The sequence below is a fragment of the Reichenbachiella sp. MALMAid0571 genome, from assembly GCF_040151475.1.
In the GTDB taxonomy this organism is placed as follows: domain Bacteria; phylum Bacteroidota; class Bacteroidia; order Cytophagales; family Cyclobacteriaceae; genus CAXBNB01.
Genome location: NZ_JBDKWG010000137.1, coordinates 145,894 through 162,516, shown reverse-complemented (window position 1 = coordinate 162,516; position 16,623 = coordinate 145,894). Strand labels below are relative to the sequence as shown.

The window sequence follows — 16,623 nt, the reverse complement described above, 5'->3', positions numbered from 1 at the left end:
TGATGTACTTGAAAAAATCGATAGTAATTGTTGCCGTTTTCCTTGGAGCACTACAGTTACAAGCTCAGGAAAATAAGACCGTTGAAGAATCCACCAGACCTAATATCATCCTGATCATGTGTGATGATTTGGGGTGGGGAGATGTTGGGTTTAATGGTAATGAAAAGATCAAAACACCTAATCTTGACCGATTGGCCAGTCAAGGGACTAAATTTAACAGGTTCTATTCTGCCGGTTCTGTTTGTTCGCCAACAAGGGCTAGTTGTATTACAGGAAGAAACCCGTTCAGAATGGGAATATATACAGCAAACCGTGGTTTTATGAAACCAGAGGAAATCACATTACCCGAATTACTGAAAACAAAAGGATACAATACAGGTCATTTTGGCAAGTGGCATTTAGGAACGCTGACCACTTCAATACAAGATGCTAATCGTGGAAATCCAAGGGATTATTCAAACTACTCGATTCCAACAGCCAATGGATATGATCAATACTTTGTTTCTGAATCAAAAGTTCCAACTTATGATCCAATGATTGTTCCTACGGAATTCAATGAAGGAATAGGTGAGAGTAAACACTATGGATGGGCGGCAGTAGAGGATAAAAATGATGCAAGAAAAATAGAATCTTACGGGACTTATTATTGGAAAGGAAAGGAAAAACTGGAGCTTGAAAATGTAGATGGTGATGATTCCAGAATTATCATGGACAGAGTAATACCATTTGTGCGGTCTTCGGCGAGTGACAACACTCCTTTCTTTTCTGTGATATGGTTTCATACACCACACCTCCCATTGGTAGCTACAAAAAAATACAGAGAAAAATACAGCGATTACTCTTATAAAGAACAATTGCTTTACGCTTCTATTACTATGATGGACGAACAAGTAGGAAGGCTATGGGAGCAACTCGAAGAACTTGGTCAGGCAGACAATACGATGCTTTGGTTTTGTAGTGATAATGGACCTGAAAGAGGTACACCGGGGACTTCCGGTCCTTTTCGTGAGAGAAAAAGAAGTTTGCATGAGGGCGGGGTAAGAGTGCCTGCTTTTATGATTTGGCCAGGTCAAATAAAAGCAAATCAGGTTACTGATGTACCGGCAGTGACTAGTGATTACCTGCCTACAGTTATTGACTATTTGGGTATTGATTATCCTGACGCAGATCGGCCTATTGATGGGAAAAGTTTGAAAAACATATTGGAAACTGGCGAAACATTGAGAAACAAGTCAATTGGGTTTCAATTTGGTAATCAAAAATCATGGGTGACAGATCAGTACAAATTGATAACAAAGGATGGAGGGGAAACCTACGAGTTATACGACCTCATTAAAGATAAGAGCGAAACAAGCGACATTGCTAAAGGAAATAAGAAGTTGGTAGAGAGTATGAAGCAAGAACTATTAGTTTGGGTAGAATCTTGTAAGAGAAGCGATGAGGGATTGGATTATTAGATGAGGAAAAAATAGAGAGCATACATTGGCAATTTGTTTACTGAATTTTTTATTTTCCATTGATCTGCATTAAAAAAATAAACAAAACATGAAAAATATTTATTATCTGAAATTTGTAGCTATAATTGTTTTATTCGTTGTTTGTTCTTGTGCCAAAAAAGAAACCCCACCTCCTAACATCGTAATCATTTTCACTGATGATCAGGGTTATTCTGATGTGGGCGTGTTTGGTGCCAAGGGTTTTGAGACTCCTCATTTGGATGCTATGGCTGCTGAAGGAATGAAATTTACCGATTTTTATGTAGGTTCATCGGTTTGTTCTCCATCGAGAGCCGCCTTACTTACAGGTTGTTATCCACAAAGGGTCGGTATCCCCGGGGTTCTTTTTCCGGAAAAGACAAATACAGAATGGAATCCTGAAGAAAGGCGTACTAAGACGGGGATTCATGAAAGTGAAACCACCATAGCTGAAATGCTCAAACAAAAAGGCTATGCTACAGGTGCTTTTGGCAAATGGCATTTGGGTCATCATAAGAAATTTTTACCCTTGCAACAAGGGTTTGATGAATACTTTGGGTTACCATACTCTAATGATATGCGGCCAGGTAAGAAAAAAAACAAACAATCTTATCCTGACTTGCCTTTGATGGATGGAAACAAAACACATAGGTTTATGGAGGATGATCAATCTATGCTCACTTCTGAATACACTGAGCATGCTATTGATTTCATTAAGAGAAATAAAGACAATCCGTTTTTTGTTTATTTACCTCATTCCATGCCACACATTCCGCTATATCCTTCAGAAAAGTATAATGGACATTCGGAAAATGGAATTTATGGTGATGTGATAGAAGAAATCGATTGGTCTGTTGGTCAAATCAACAAGACGCTCAAAGAATTGGACTTAGAAGAAAATACTTTGGTGATTTTTACCTGCGATAATGGTCCGTGGCTCATTTTCGGTGATCATGGTGGTTCGGCTGATCCGTTAAGGGAAGGGAAATTTACCACCTTTGAAGGTGGTCAGCGAGTGGCATGTCTCATGAAATGGACTAAAACCATCCCAAAAGGAACTGTGTGCAGTGAGATAGCTTCTACTTTAGACTTGTTGCCCACTATCGCTGGTATCACAGGAGCTCGTTTGCCAGACAAAAAAATTGATGGGCATGACATCAGGGATCTTATTTCAGGCAATCCGGAAGCGAAAAGTCCGACTGATGCTTTCTATTACTACAGGGGTTGGCAACTGGAAGCAGTAAGAAGTGGCAAATGGAAACTGCACCTCCCTCACTCATACAGTATGGTAGTGAAATCTGATTCAGGAAATGTACATGGCCGACTGGGAATCAAATCTGAAATTGAATTGTCTCTTTTTGATTTATCAAAAGACATTAGTGAAACTACCAATGTGGCAGAGCAATATCCGGAAGTGGTAAAATCATTGATGGAAAAAATAGAAGGGATGAAAAATGATTTGGGAGATAGTGAAGAAACTGGCATAGGAAAACGTGATTGTGGTTGGCAGATAGAGCCGGAAGAATGGCCTGCCCAAAAAGGAGTTTGATTAAAAAAACAAGATGAAATTAATATACGATCATGTTAGGCTTTGGTACTGGTTTTACCTACTGATTCTACCGTTGTTTCTTATATCTTGTTCGACTCAGGAAAAGGAAGTAGAAAAAGAAAGTAAAATGCCCAATATCATATATATCCTTGCCGATGACATGGGATATGGTGATGTTTCTGTATTGAATAATAAATCGAAAATACAGACAACCAGTATTGATCTACTGGCTGAGACAGGGATAGTATTTACAGACGCACATTCTACTTCTGCTGTTTGTACCCCATCCAGGTACAGTATTCTGACAGGTCGTTATCCCTGGCGTTCAGATTTGCCAAAGGGCGTTCTATGGACAAACGATGGAGCATTCATTAGACAAGAAAGAGAAACGGTAGCATCTATGTTGCAAAAGCAGGGCTACAACACCGGAGTGATTGGCAAGTGGCATTTGGGTTGGGACTGGGTTTTCAAGTCAGAAGACTCAAAGGAAATTGATTTTTCAAAGGAAGTTAGCAGATCACCAAATACAGCAGGATTTGATTACTCCTATTGTATACTGGCTTCATTGGACATACCACCTTATGTGTATGTCGAAAACACCAAACCTACTGCTGTTCCGGACAGTATTGTGCCCGGTACCAGTATTGGTCAGTATGATTTTTGGAGAACTGGGCTACTGGCACCTGACTTGCGTTTCGATGATGTGCTTCCCAACTTTACCAGAAGGGCGGTTGGCTTTATAGAAAAACAAAATGAGGAAAAGCCTTTCTTCCTGTATTTCCCCTTGGCAGCACCTCATACACCAATAGTACCTTCTAAGGAATTTCAAGGTAAAAGTGGTGTGAATCCCTATTTGGACTTTTGTCTGGAAGTGGACTGGAGTGTTGGTGAGATCATCAAAGCGCTGAAACAAAAAGGCGTTTATGACAATACCATCGTTGTTTTTGCTTCTGACAATGGCTCTAGTTCTAGATCGGCCAATTACCCGGTGCTATTGTCCAATGGTCATAATTCCAGCGGTGGTGTTAGAGGAGCAAAAGGAGACATTTTTGAAGGAGGTCACCGTATACCTTTTATTATGTCCTTCCCCAAATTGTTAAAAGAAAAAAGAGAATACACTAAACCTGTAAGCTTGGTGGATTTCATGGCAACAGTTGCCGATGTTACCAATTTTGAACTGAATGATCAAACAGCGGAGGACAGTTTTAGTTTGTATTCATTGCTTCAAAATAATAATTCGGAATTACCTGAAAGGCCGGTAGTCAATGCAGCATCAAGTGGCTCATTGGCGTTGAGAGAAAATCAATGGAAGCTGGAAATGTGTGCCGGGTCAGGTGGCTGGCTTTCTCATCCTACCAATAAGGAAGCTGAAGAAGCAGGACTGCCCAAGTACCAATTGTATAATTTGAATGCAGATCCTACGGAACAATACAACCTGATAGAATCGAATGAAAAGAGAGTTGCTGAAATGACTTCCAGATTAAAGGATTATGTGAAAAATGGACGCACTACTTCGGGTGCTTTCCAAAAGAACAATACCGACCTGTCGGAACAATATGAATGGATGTTAAACTAGAAGATGGGTTAATTTTACACGCAATAAAATAATGACTTGAGAAATATGAAGAGAATTACGAACCTAATGGTACTCCTTATCATTTGCGCCTGTTGGAGTTGCAACGTTGAAAAGAAAAATGAAAAGCCTAATATATTATTTATAATGTCGGATGATCATACCTCGCAGGCATGGGGTATTTACGGTGGTATATTAAAGGACTATGTGAAAAATAAAAATATTTCAAGACTGGCAGATGAAGGGGCAGTCTTAAACAATGCTTTTTGTACCAATTCCATTTGTACTCCCAGCCGTGCAACCATATTGAGTGGCCAATACAGTCACAAGAATGGAGTATACACTCTTTCTGAGGCGTACGAGCCAGATAGTTCCAATATTGCCAAAGTCTTGAAGGCGAATGGATACCAAACTGCCATTATAGGTAAATGGCATTTGAAAAAAGAACCAACAGGTTTTGATCATTACATGGTTTTGCCGGGACAGGGTCGTTATCATAATCCCATATTGAAAACAAAAGAAAATTGGAAAGATCATTATGAAGGAGGTAAAGAATACAAAGGGTTTTCCAGTGATGTGATTACTGACTTTACCATCGACTGGTTGAAAGAGAGGAATCAGAAAAAGCCTTTTATGATGATGTGTCATTTTAAAGCAACTCATGAACCATTTGATTTTCCTGACAGGCTGGCTGACCTATACAAAGGTATGGAAATCCCTGAACCATCTTCGTTGTACGATTTTGGTCCGGAAACCAATGGAAGGGGCTTTAAAGGCCAATCCATGGACAACCTTGGTATAAGGTATATGAAAGCAAGTTCAGGGCCTTGGTGGACGGACTATCCCGGTTTACCCTTTTCTACCGATGGGTTGGATAGCATTCAGGCTAGAAAGAAAGTGTACCAGAAATTCATCAAGGATTTTATGCGTTGCGGAGCAGCAATCGACGAGAACATTGGACGGTTGCTGGATTATCTGGAAGAGAGTGGTTTAGCGGAAAATACGGTTGTGGTCTATACTGCAGATCAGGGTTATTTCTTGGGTGAGCATGGCTTTTTTGACAAACGACTGATCTATGAAGAATCCTTACGAATGCCATTCGTGATCAGGTATCCTAAAGAAATCAAAGGCGGAATAAGGATTGATGATATGATTTTGAATATTGATTTTCCTGCCTTGTTTGCCGACTATGCCGGAATAGATAAGCCTGCCGGAATGCAGGGAAGGAGTTTTAGGGAAAACCTAAAAGGCAATACCCCAAAAGATTGGAGGAAGTCCATGTACTACCGTTATTGGTTGCACAGCCAGGACAGACCGGGTCATTTTGGTATCCGAAATGAACGCTACAAGCTGGCTTTTTTCTATGGACAGCCGCTTGGAAAGCCGGGAACAGAAGCTACAACTACAGAACCTGATTGGGAGTTTTATGACCTGCAAAAAGATCCTAAAGAAGGACACAATGCCTATTCGGATGCTCAATATGCTGATATCATCAAAGAGATGAAAGTGGAATTGCTAAAGCAAAAAGCTTTGGTGGATGATTCGGACGAGGCTTATCCTGTAATGCAGGAAATTTTTGCCAAATACTGGAATTGAAGTCTGTGCAAACGCATTTAAAAAACCGCACTTGTTGCGGTATCTGTTAGAGGCATAGTCAACTCTAATAGATCCCAGAACAACTTGCCTGACGGCAGTCAGGAGTCTGGGGATACTAGAGCTTTTAAATGCGTTTGCTTTGAGATTGAAGTGATATAATTTGGGTTTCGATGATCCAAAGATTGTAAGAAGTTTTATATAGAATAGTGAGGTTAATGTTTTTTGAAAAATATTCTTTAAGAAAAAAGGCTGGATTTATGACTTTCATAGCCAGTATGATGTTGTTTGTTTCTACTGGTTTGATGAGCCAGGATATCTCTTTGGACAAAGGGTTGGCTGTTGGGGCTTCAGGTCCCAGAGGCAGGTCTGCCATATTTATTGATCAGGTTTTTTATCAGTTGGCCAATGGTGATTTTAAAGAACCTATGGAAAATGATTCAGTGGGTATTGGGTACGAGGACAAGGTTTTACGCTGGGAGAAAATATCTGTTAATGACAAAGGGGAGTTTGAAAGCAGGAAGTTAAGAGGAGGATACTTATACCTCACCTTTGATTCCCCAAAGAAAGAAACCAGGGTGTTGGAAATTTCCGGTCATGCGGAAGCATATATCAATGGTGTTCCCAGAGGTGGCGATATTTACAACAAGTCCTGGGTATTACTTCCTATTGAATTACAACAGGGCAAAAATGTGTTTTTGATAAAGGGATCAAGGGGTAAAGTGAAAATGAAATGGTTGGATCAGAAAAAAACGGTGTTTTTTACAACCAAAGACATGACCATTCCTGATTTGCTTGTTACCGAAAACAACGAAAAAATTGCAGCCATCAGAATTGTGAATGCATCGGGTTCCACCCAAAAAAACTTAAAAATAGTCTCGGAGATTGGTGGAGCAACACTTGAAAGCCCTGTAGCTTCTATCATACCAATGACAACCAGGAAAGTGCCTTATACATTAGAGGACAATGCTACTGAAGCTGGAAAAGTAGATGTAAAACTCAAACTATATAATGGAAATAAACTATTGGATGAGATAGTGGTTTCTTACGATGTAAAGGATGTTGAAAAGAACTATAAAAGGACGTTTATTTCGGATATTGATGGTAGTGTACAATATTTCGGTGTAAGAGAGGGAATCATTCCTGAAGGTGAAAAACCTGCAATGTTTCTTTCTGTACATGGAGCAGGGGTGAAAGGAATTGGTCAGGCTGGTTCGTATAAAAACAAAGATTGGGGGCATGTAATTGCTCCGACCAACAGAAGGGAATATGGGTTTGATTGGGAAGACTGGGGGCGATGGGATGCTATAGAAGTACAAAATATAGCTGAGAATATGTACCATACAGATCCCAGGCATACTTACCTTACAGGGCACTCAATGGGAGGTCATGGTACCTGGCAACTTGGAGCGATATTTCCCGGGAAATGGGCTGCTATAGCTCCTGTTTCCGGATGGTATTCTTTCTTTTCTTATGGTGGAAAAAAGGAAATAAGCGATCCAACACCTGTTCAGGACATGTTTGTGCGTGCAAGTAATTCAAGCAATACACTCGAAATGTCCAGAAATTATCTGCATCTTGGGGTGTATATACTTCATGGCGATGCAGACAATAATGTACCTGTGGAGCAGGCGAGGTATATGAGAAAACACCTTGGAGAATTTCACCCTGACTTTGTTTATCAGGAAGAGCCGGAAGCCGGGCATTGGTTTGGTATAGACAAAGAACCAATTTTCAACTATTTTAAGTGGCATGAAGTACCGGAAAACAAACATGTAATCAGTTTTGAGTTTCGTACAGCCAGCCCGGGCATATCTTCATCCAGCCGTTTTGTTACTTTGTACGAGCAGACCAATCCATTTGAGTTTTGTGGAGTAAAGGTTAATCAGACAACTTTGACCAGAAGAGAGAAAAGATTGGAACCTGATAAGATTTTAACAAACAATTTGATTGAAGTTGAAACAGAAAACCTCAATATTTTCAAACTGGATTTGGCACATTGCCAGGGTACGGATACGCTGACTGTGAAGGTGGATGAGGTCGTTTTTGAAGGATTGGATCGTTTGGCAGGCCAGGAAGTTTGGTTCGGTAAATCTGACAACACTTGGGGGGTGATCGAGAAGCCGAATGATTTTACCCGTAAAAATCCTGTGAGGTATGGCAATTTTAAAGATGCTTTCAGACACCAAATGCTTTTTGTATATGCTACTAAAGGCACTAAGGAGGAAAACGAATGGGCATTGAATAAAGCACGGTTTGATGCTGAAACTTTCTATTACCGTGGAAACGGTTCTATAGACATTATTCCCGATAAAGAATTTAAACTGGAGAAATACAAAGACCGGTCTGTAATTATTTATGGCAATGCTTCTACGAATAGTGCCTGGAAGCTGCTTTTAGCGGATAGCCCTATTCAGGTAAAAAGGAATGAAATTTCGATAGGAAATAAAATATTAGGAGGAAGCCAATGGGGAACTTATTTTATCAGGCCAAGAACAGACAGTAATGTAGCTTCAGTGGGAGTGGTTGCCGGAACGGGAATACAAGGAGCTCTGTCGGTAAACCCAAACAGGTATTTTGTATCCGGTACGGGATTTCCCGATGTTATGGTTTTTTCAGCAGAAATGTTTAGTCATGGATTTGATGGCGTGAAAGCTGCCGGATACTTTGGCAATGATTGGAGTATCGAAAACGGTGATATTCAATGGAAGGATTAAAATTTTATATATAGGGTTAATAACTACTTAATAGATATGTTTTCAAAATCAATATATACTTTCATACTTGTATTATTTACGCTTCAGGTTTTGGCACAAAACCCCTACAACCCAAATAAGTATCAGGAAGTATGGGCTCCTGTACCCCGCAAAGTGGATACCGGACTGGATGATAAAACTCCACCATCGGATGCAATTGTTTTGTATGACGGAACAAGTCTGGATCAGTGGGTTTCCACCAGAGATGGTGCTGCCGTGCCATGGACAAGTGAAAATGGAGTATTGACTGTTATGCCCAAAACTGGCAGTATTAAGACTAGGCAGGAGTTTGGAGATTGCCAGCTTCATCTGGAATGGAGGTCGCCAGCCATAGTAGAAGAGGAGGAGGGACAGAAGCGTGGAAATAGCGGGGTGTACATCCAATCACGTTATGAAGTACAGATACTGGACAGCTACAATAACTCTACTTATGTGAATGGACAGGCGGGATCAATTTATAAGCAACATATTCCTTTGGTCAATGCCAGTAGAAAACCCGGAGAATGGCAGACCTATGACATTTTGTTTACTGCGCCAAAGTTCAATGCTGACAGTATAAAAGTATCATCAGGTAAGGTGACAGTACTCCATAACGGAGTACTCATCCAGCACAATGTGGAGTTGAAAGGGCAGGCACCTCATGGCAAAGCACCACTTATGCTTCAGGATCATTCTGATCTGGTAAGCTTTAGGAATATCTGGATTCGTTTGTTGGAGTAATATTGGTGTCTGATTGAGGTAGGAACAAGTTGAATCGAGATTCTTCATTGCATTAGGATGACAACAGGTGTGGTTTCGGATTGCACAGAACTTGTTTTGATATTTATAGCGTCCTTGTCATTTTGAACGGAGTGAAAAATCTCATTGGAATTTAGGTGTAACCAATAAACCTTGGTCTTTGTTGGTGTTGTACGTTAACAGATCACTGAACATTCGAATTCTTAGACATTGGAGGCCTGCTACTTTTCGTTATTTCTTACCAGACAGAAATTTCATAAAGAAACCTCAGGTTCTAAACTCTAATAAGGAAAAGACTTTTCGGATGTCTTATTGGGGTACACTCTAATTTCATCTATTGACTGTTGTCTGGTTAAGAAAATCATTTACATCCTCTGTTTAGCATTTCCCCATTTTCCGATTAATTTTGCCCCCTTTAAAACATCTCCTCAACAAACAAGGGACAAGACATGGCGGAATACAATTTTTCGGAAATTGAAAAAAAATGGCAGGAATACTGGAAAACAAATGAAACTTTCAAAGCTGAAGTAGATATTTCAAAGCCAAAGTTTTACGCCCTTGATATGTTTCCTTATCCTTCAGGAGCCGGATTACATGTTGGCCATCCGTTGGGATATATCGCTTCTGATATTGTGTCGAGGTACAAAAGGATTAAGGGTTTTAATGTCTTGCATCCGATGGGGTTTGATGCGTTTGGTTTGCCGGCTGAGCAATATGCCATTCAGACGGGACAGCATCCTGCCATCACTACCGAAACGAATATCAAACGCTACAAAGAGCAACTGAAAAATATAGGTTTTTCCTTCGACTGGGACAAGGAGTTGCAAACTTGCGATCCTAGTTACTATAAATGGACTCAGTGGATATTTTTGCAACTTTTCAATAGCTGGTACAACAACGAATCAGATAAAGCCGAAAGCATTGAAAGTCTGATTACAACTTTCGAAAAAGAAGGTAATGTCAAAGTAAAAGCTGTTTGTGATGAAAATACACCTTTTTTTTCAGATGAAGAATGGAATGCTTTTTCTCATAATGAAAAGCAAACTATTTTACTTAATTACAGGCTCACTTATTTGTCAGAAACTACTGTAAACTGGTGTCCGGAATTGGGTACGGTTTTGTCAAACGATGAAGTAAAAGAAGGTTTTTCCGAAAGGGGAGGATATCCAGTAGAAAGAAAATTGATGAGGCAATGGAGCATGAGGATTACAGCTTATGCCGAAAAATTGCTTCAAGGTCTCGATAAAATAGACTGGTCTGAACCATTGAAAGAAATGCAACGCAACTGGATTGGTAAATCCATAGGGGCAGAGATGGATGTGGCAGTTGAGGGACATGATGCAACCATCAGAATTTTTACCACCAGGATTGATACCGTTTATGGTTTGACTTTTATGGTTTTGGCGCCAGAGCATCAATTGGTGGCTGAGATCACTACCAAAGAACAGAAAGAAACGGTAGATGCTTATGTCTCTGTCGCTAAAAACAAGTCAGAAAGGGACAGAATGTCCAACGTGAAAGCCGTTTCGGGGGCATTTACAGGAGCGTATGCTATTCATCCTTTTTCAGGTGAAAAGTTGCAGATTTGGATAGCTGACTATGTGTTGGCAGGATATGGTACAGGAGCGATAATGGCTGTACCAGGAGGAGATCAGCGGGACTATGATTTTGCGAAGCACTTTGATTTGCCTATCAAACCAGTATATGAAAATACAGACTTAAGTGAAGGTGCCAATCCTACTAAAGAGGGCAAGGTTATCAATGAAGGAATTCTCAATGGCTTGACTTATGATGAAGCTGTCGATACTGCCATTTCATTTTTGGAAGAAAAGGGGATAGGCAATGCCAAAATAAACTACCGCATCAGGGATGCGATTTTCGCCAGACAAAGATACTGGGGTGAGCCCGTTCCGATCTATTTCAAAGATGGATTGCCATACCCTGTAGATGCTGAAGACCTGCCGATTATTTTGCCGGAAATAGACAAATACCTGCCGACTGAAGATGGTGATCCGCCATTGGGCCGGGCGACAGATTTTGCTTACACACCAAGAGGAGAGACTACTGCCTATCCTTTGGAGTTGAGTACCATGCCTGGCTGGGCAGGGTCTAGCTGGTACTGGTACCGCTACATGGATGCACATAATGACAAAGCTTTTGTAAGCGATGAAGCTCAGTCTTATTGGAAGGATGTGGACTTGTACATCGGGGGCTCGGAGCACGCTACAGGGCATTTGTTGTATTCCCGTTTCTGGAATAAGTTTTTGTATGACTTTGGATTGGTCAAGGAAGATGAGCCTTTTAAGAAATTGGTGAATCAAGGGATGATTCAGGGTTTATCTCAAAAAATATATAAGCTCGGTAATTTAGGATCTAAAGAAAAATGGTTGAATTTTATGATTGATGGAATTCCAACTAATTATCAGTTGCCCGAACCTTGTCATGTTTTCGTAAGTGAATCTGCAATTTCAAACTTTCCAAAAAACAAATTCACTCTTCATCATGTTCCTATTGAATTTGTCGATAGTCATTTAGATATTAAAAAATACTTAGAATGGAGAAACGATAAAGAATTCGCTGATTCTGTGTTTGTTACTGAAATGGGATATTGGCGAAATGGGAATTTCAAGTATTTTGGAGAATCAAAAATTGAATATTTTAAAACCACTTCGGAAGTAGAGAAGATGTCCAAATCCAAGTACAATGTAGTTAACCCAGATGACATCATTGAAAAATATGGAGCAGATACCCTACGCATGTACGAAATGTTCCTTGGGCCTTTGGAGCAGTTTAAACCCTGGAATACCCATGGTATAGACGGTGTATTTAAGTTCTTGAGAAAGACATGGCGTTTATTCCATGATGAGAGTGAAAACTTTTCAGTATCGGATGAAACACCAACAGCGGACGAACAAAAAGTCATTCACAAGGTAATCAAGAAGATTCAGGAAGATATAGAAGGCTTGTCTTTGAATACCTCTGTTAGTGCCATGATGATCGCTGTAAACGAGTTGACTGCTTTGAAATGTAACAAACGTGAGGTGTTGGAAAAACTGGTGTTGATCTTGTCGCCTTTTGCTCCACATATTTCAGAGGAACTTTGGGAGCAACTCGGACATCAGGGTAGTATCAGCAGTGCTGCTTATCCTGAGTTTGATGAATCCTATTTGGTAGAGGCTTCACATGAGTACCCTGTTTCCATCAATGGAAAAGTACGGGCTAAAATGGCTTTTCCTTTGGATAAAAATGTGAAAGAAATTGAAGCAGAAGTGCTTGCTGCCGATATAGTTCAGAAATGGACGGAAGGAAAACCGCCTAAGAAAGTAATTATCGTGCCGGGTAGGATTATTAACGTGGTGGTGTAAGTGGGTTTGGAAATGCTCTTTAGAGATATTTCACTGCGTTCAATATGACAAAGCGAGCACATGTGTGTTATATTGATATTCTCATTAACTATATTTTTAAGATAGGAATATGACAGGGGTAACCAGAAAACCTAGGTTTTGTCATTCTGAACGCAGTGAAGAATCTCTTTATTACTAAAACCCAGAAGTAGTAATAGACATGCATGTTCGAATATTGATTACAAAGAGATCTTTCGTTTTACTCAAGATGACAAGGTTGAAACATTTGCATTACTTTAGTATTCGCTGTAACGATTTTTAATATGGTAAAGGAGACCTGAAACCATTGCTGTGTCATTCTGAACTGAGTAAAGAATCTTTTTTCAGAGTAATTCTTTCACATTATCTTGTTGAAGTGCAACATAATTATTTTGTATATATTCTGACAAACAAGTATAAGAAAGTCCTGTACGTTGGTGTAACCAATGATTTGAGAACCAGATTGTTTCAACACTATGAGGATTCAATTGGGATAAAAAAGACTTTTGCAGGAAAGTACAATTGTTACCATTTGGTTTATTGGGAACGTCATCAATGGATTCAACATGCTATAGACAGAGAAAAGGAAATCAAAGGTTGGAAACGATTTAGAAAAGATGATCTGATAAACGAATTCAATCCCGACTGGAAGTTTCTTAATGATGAAATCGATTAAGGTCAAATTCATGACTTTAGTGGTAGAGATATTTCGCTACGCTCAATATGACAATGTGGGCACATGCGTGGTTCCTTGATATTCGCTGTAACGATTTTCTTTAGACAGGAGTACGGTAGAGATGACCTGAAATCTCTGCTTTTTCATTCTGAACGCAATGAAGAATCTATTTTCAAGTAAGGAATAGAAATGATAATAGGCTATAACATGCTTGAATATTTTAGCACAAAGAGATATTTCGCTACACTCAATATGACAATGTGGACACATGCGTGTTTCCTTGATATTCGCTGTAACGATTTTCTTTAGACAGGAATACGGTAGAGATGATCTGAAATCTCTGCTTTGTCATTCTGAACGCAGTGAAGAATCTATTTTTTTAAAAACTACATCCAAAGTAAAAATAGTATCATCATCAAGATGTCAACACTTTTTGCATTTTAGACTTCAAATACTTCCTTATTCTTTCATAGCCTTGATCCATTCCCTGATCAATTCTACCCCTTCGGTATGGATCATTTTTCTGCCAAGCTCGGGCATCATTACAGATGCCTCTGTGGAATTCATGCGGTGAAGCATGATCGACTCTTTCGGTTTGCCAGGAACTATGTCGTGCTTCAAATTGCCCGATCCGTGACCAGCCGCCACGGGAGATTTCATAATGCCCAGAGCATGTTGATCTGATTCAAAATAGGTAAGGTAAAGTCCTGAGTTTTTTGCTGGTCCTTCAGTATTGTGGCAATGGGCGCAGTTGATTTCCAGATATGCTCTGGCTCTTTGATCCAACGTACCTGTAGCCTCATTGTCCCATACAGCCACTTTTGGTAGTGCTTCTTTCTCTGGTAGGTTATTTATTAACCCTAATTCTTTTAATTTGAGCAATTGATTAGATGATTTTCCGTCGAATGTGTTCATGCGGTTGAGTTGTCTGGCGGTAGGGCCGATGGGTTCTATGTTTCCGTTTTTTTCATGGCAGCTTTTGCATTGTGCCATGTTGGGGATTTGATAGTTGATGGGGTCTTTTCCAAGCAAAGCTATTTTTGATTCTCCACCTGTGATCTCAAGCTTAGCTTCTGTTTGCTCTTTGTTCCAGATGTAGGGCAATGCCACCCATTTTTCCGGTTTTTTTACGAGCAATCTTGTTTCCATTATCCGGCCAGTCGAGTTTGTTAGTTGTGCATCATTGTAGTAGAAATTTTTGATTAAAACTGTTCCGACCGGAAAATTTAAAACCTCAGTTGGATGATAATCAATTTTGCTTCCTTTGGGTATATATATGAAACGTTTTTTTAAAGCATAATCAGAAAATAGAGGAGTATTCAGGTCATAGGGGATGACGTTTTTCGCCGGAATGAGTTCTGATAGTTTCCCTTCGAAAAATTTGTATTCTGATAGATTCATCAAACCCAATTCCGAATAGGAAATGCTTTGATCGAATACTTCTTCTTCATATTCTATTTTTTCGTTTTGTTTAGGTTGTTGACATGACAATTGCCATAATGTGATGACAAGAATATATAGTGTGCTTTTATTCATTTTTAAAGCGTACAGTTTAGACTTTCAGGATTAGAGACCAGGCCTTCAAAGTTATTTGCAGCATCCAGAATGGCAGTTTTTATACCTTTTTCCTGAATGCAAATTTGGTAGTCGGGATTGACTTTTCCGTTGGCAAGATGGTATTGCTGTGAGAGAATTCCATCCCAGATTACATCCGGTCGGCTCAATCCAAATTTCATTAGAAATAATTTTCCAAAGTCATTGTCCATGTTGGGTAGCCAGTAAGAATTGGAGTAACTGTTGTCATGTACAAAAATTTGGCCCGGGAATGGGTCGTAATTGGGGTCTTTGTCGTGCTTGCCTTTTAAGCGTTGTGCGCTTGATTTTTTCTTTGTGTCGTCAGGTTTGGAATTGTTCATTGCAGTCATGAGCCCATAGCTTACCACGCCCACGCCTATATTTTTATTGTTTCTGATATTGTTGTTGTACACTTCTACATTTCTGGTAGCCAAAATGGAGATACCTGTTCCGGCAGGAACACCAGCTACTATATTTCCCTTAGGAGCAAAATTGGTCAGGTTGTTTTCATAAATTTCATTGTTATATACCTTAATGTTTCTGCCATAACGAGTAAGCCCGGGAAGATCAAAAACCAATATCCCACCCGTATTGTTGTAGGATTTGTTATTGTATATTTCCACATTTTCAGAATTTTCACTTTCAATACCAGCTACATTCCAATAGACAGTGTTGTTGCGAATTATAACTTCTTCAGATTGTCCTACATAAATGCCGGCATCACTGGCACCCATTACTTCACACTCTTCGATCAATACATTGCGACAGATTACGGGGTACAGTGCATAAGCACCATTGTCCTCGTTTACCTCTCCTGTCCATGCAGACTTTACCCTTCTGAATGTGATGCCATTAGTATCAGTCACTTTGATGTTGTCTCCCGCAGCATCTTCAATGGTAAAATCTTCGAGTACAATATTTGAGCAGTTTGAAATTTTAATTCCTTCCGCACCGTCTTCTTGCAGTTTAAAAGAAAGAATGGTTTTATCAATGCCTTTTCCTCTGATAGTAATGTGCTTTCTACCATCAAGTATCAGAGTGTTTTTAAATATAAAATGTCCTTCGTCTAGTTCTATCACCGAGCTGTCTTCTGCCATTAATAGTTTTGACATTAAAGATTTTTCTATGCTTTTAAAAGCCCTTTCAGGGTTGTATGATGGCATGGAATTGCACCCTGTAAGCAATCCAAGTATTATCAATATGAGATTGAAAACCCGTTGGTTTAGGTTTTTTTTGAGTTTCATGTTGCTGTGGTTATGTCTATTCGAAGTTAATATATGAAGTTAATTGCTCAATTAAAAAGAG

At 39.7% G+C, this 16,623-nt stretch carries 10 protein-coding genes; 8 read left to right on the top strand and 2 right to left on the bottom strand.

The features are described 5' to 3' along the window. Positions 1-8: 8 nt before the first annotated feature. The 8 genes from AAOP42_RS14270 to AAOP42_RS14235 all read left to right on the top strand — a co-directional run bounded on the left by AAOP42_RS14270 (position 9) and on the right by AAOP42_RS14235 (position 13,743). Positions 9-1,457, top strand: a complete 1,449-nt coding sequence (locus tag AAOP42_RS14270; protein WP_349529211.1) for a sulfatase family protein — start codon at positions 9-11, stop codon at positions 1,455-1,457. Positions 1,458-1,545: 88 nt separating this feature from the next. Beyond that, positions 1,546-3,024, top strand: a complete 1,479-nt coding sequence (locus AAOP42_RS14265) for a sulfatase family protein (protein WP_349529210.1) — start codon at positions 1,546-1,548, stop codon at positions 3,022-3,024. A 13-nt stretch (positions 3,025-3,037) separates the two neighbouring features. Then, on the top strand, positions 3,038-4,600 hold the full coding sequence (locus AAOP42_RS14260) for a sulfatase family protein (protein ID WP_349529209.1): 1,563 nt from the start codon (positions 3,038-3,040) through the stop codon (positions 4,598-4,600). Positions 4,601-4,645: 45 nt separating this feature from the next. Beyond that, positions 4,646-6,193, top strand: coding sequence for a sulfatase family protein (locus AAOP42_RS14255; RefSeq protein ID WP_349529208.1), 1,548 nt, complete (start codon positions 4,646-4,648; stop codon positions 6,191-6,193). Positions 6,194-6,450: 257 nt separating this feature from the next. After that, the gene (locus tag AAOP42_RS14250; RefSeq protein ID WP_349529207.1) at positions 6,451-8,907 is read left to right on the top strand and encodes a prolyl oligopeptidase family serine peptidase; all 2,457 of its coding nucleotides are present in this window, start codon (positions 6,451-6,453) and stop codon (positions 8,905-8,907) included. Between the two features lie 36 nt (positions 8,908-8,943). Beyond that, positions 8,944-9,666, top strand: coding sequence for a 3-keto-disaccharide hydrolase (locus AAOP42_RS14245; protein ID WP_349529206.1), 723 nt, complete (start codon positions 8,944-8,946; stop codon positions 9,664-9,666). A 467-nt stretch (positions 9,667-10,133) separates the two neighbouring features. Further along, on the top strand, positions 10,134-13,049 hold the full coding sequence (locus AAOP42_RS14240; protein ID WP_349529205.1) for a leucine--tRNA ligase: 2,916 nt from the start codon (positions 10,134-10,136) through the stop codon (positions 13,047-13,049). Between the two features lie 394 nt (positions 13,050-13,443). Then, positions 13,444-13,743 (top strand): GIY-YIG nuclease family protein, encoded by a 300-nt coding sequence (locus AAOP42_RS14235; protein WP_349529204.1) that lies wholly within the window; start codon positions 13,444-13,446, stop codon positions 13,741-13,743. A 459-nt stretch (positions 13,744-14,202) separates the two neighbouring features. On the opposite strand, the gene AAOP42_RS14230 is transcribed toward AAOP42_RS14235, so the two are convergent. Together AAOP42_RS14230 and AAOP42_RS14225 are read right to left on the bottom strand one after the other, a co-directional pair. Further along, complete coding sequence (locus tag AAOP42_RS14230) at positions 14,203-15,279, bottom strand: SO2930 family diheme c-type cytochrome (protein ID WP_349529203.1); 1,077 nt, start codon at positions 15,277-15,279, stop codon at positions 14,203-14,205. Positions 15,280-15,281: 2 nt separating this feature from the next. Next, entirely contained in the window at positions 15,282-16,562 is a 1,281-nt protein-coding gene (locus AAOP42_RS14225; RefSeq protein ID WP_349529202.1) for a parallel beta-helix domain-containing protein, read from the bottom strand. Between the last annotated feature and the right edge of the window lie 61 nt (positions 16,563-16,623).

Coding starts and splice junctions, on each gene's coding strand:
- AAOP42_RS14265 (WP_349529210.1), top strand. CDS start 1,546: ATGAAAAATATTTATTATCTGAAATTTGTAGCTATAATTGTTTTATTC.
- AAOP42_RS14260 (WP_349529209.1), top strand. CDS start 3,038: ATGAAATTAATATACGATCATGTTAGGCTTTGGTACTGGTTTTACCTA.
- AAOP42_RS14255 (WP_349529208.1), top strand. CDS start 4,646: ATGAAGAGAATTACGAACCTAATGGTACTCCTTATCATTTGCGCCTGT.
- AAOP42_RS14250 (WP_349529207.1), top strand. CDS start 6,451: ATGACTTTCATAGCCAGTATGATGTTGTTTGTTTCTACTGGTTTGATG.
- AAOP42_RS14245 (WP_349529206.1), top strand. CDS start 8,944: ATGTTTTCAAAATCAATATATACTTTCATACTTGTATTATTTACGCTT.
- AAOP42_RS14240 (WP_349529205.1), top strand. CDS start 10,134: ATGGCGGAATACAATTTTTCGGAAATTGAAAAAAAATGGCAGGAATAC.
- AAOP42_RS14230 (WP_349529203.1), bottom strand. CDS start 15,279: ATGAATAAAAGCACACTATATATTCTTGTCATCACATTATGGCAATTG.
- AAOP42_RS14225 (WP_349529202.1), bottom strand. CDS start 16,562: ATGAAACTCAAAAAAAACCTAAACCAACGGGTTTTCAATCTCATATTG.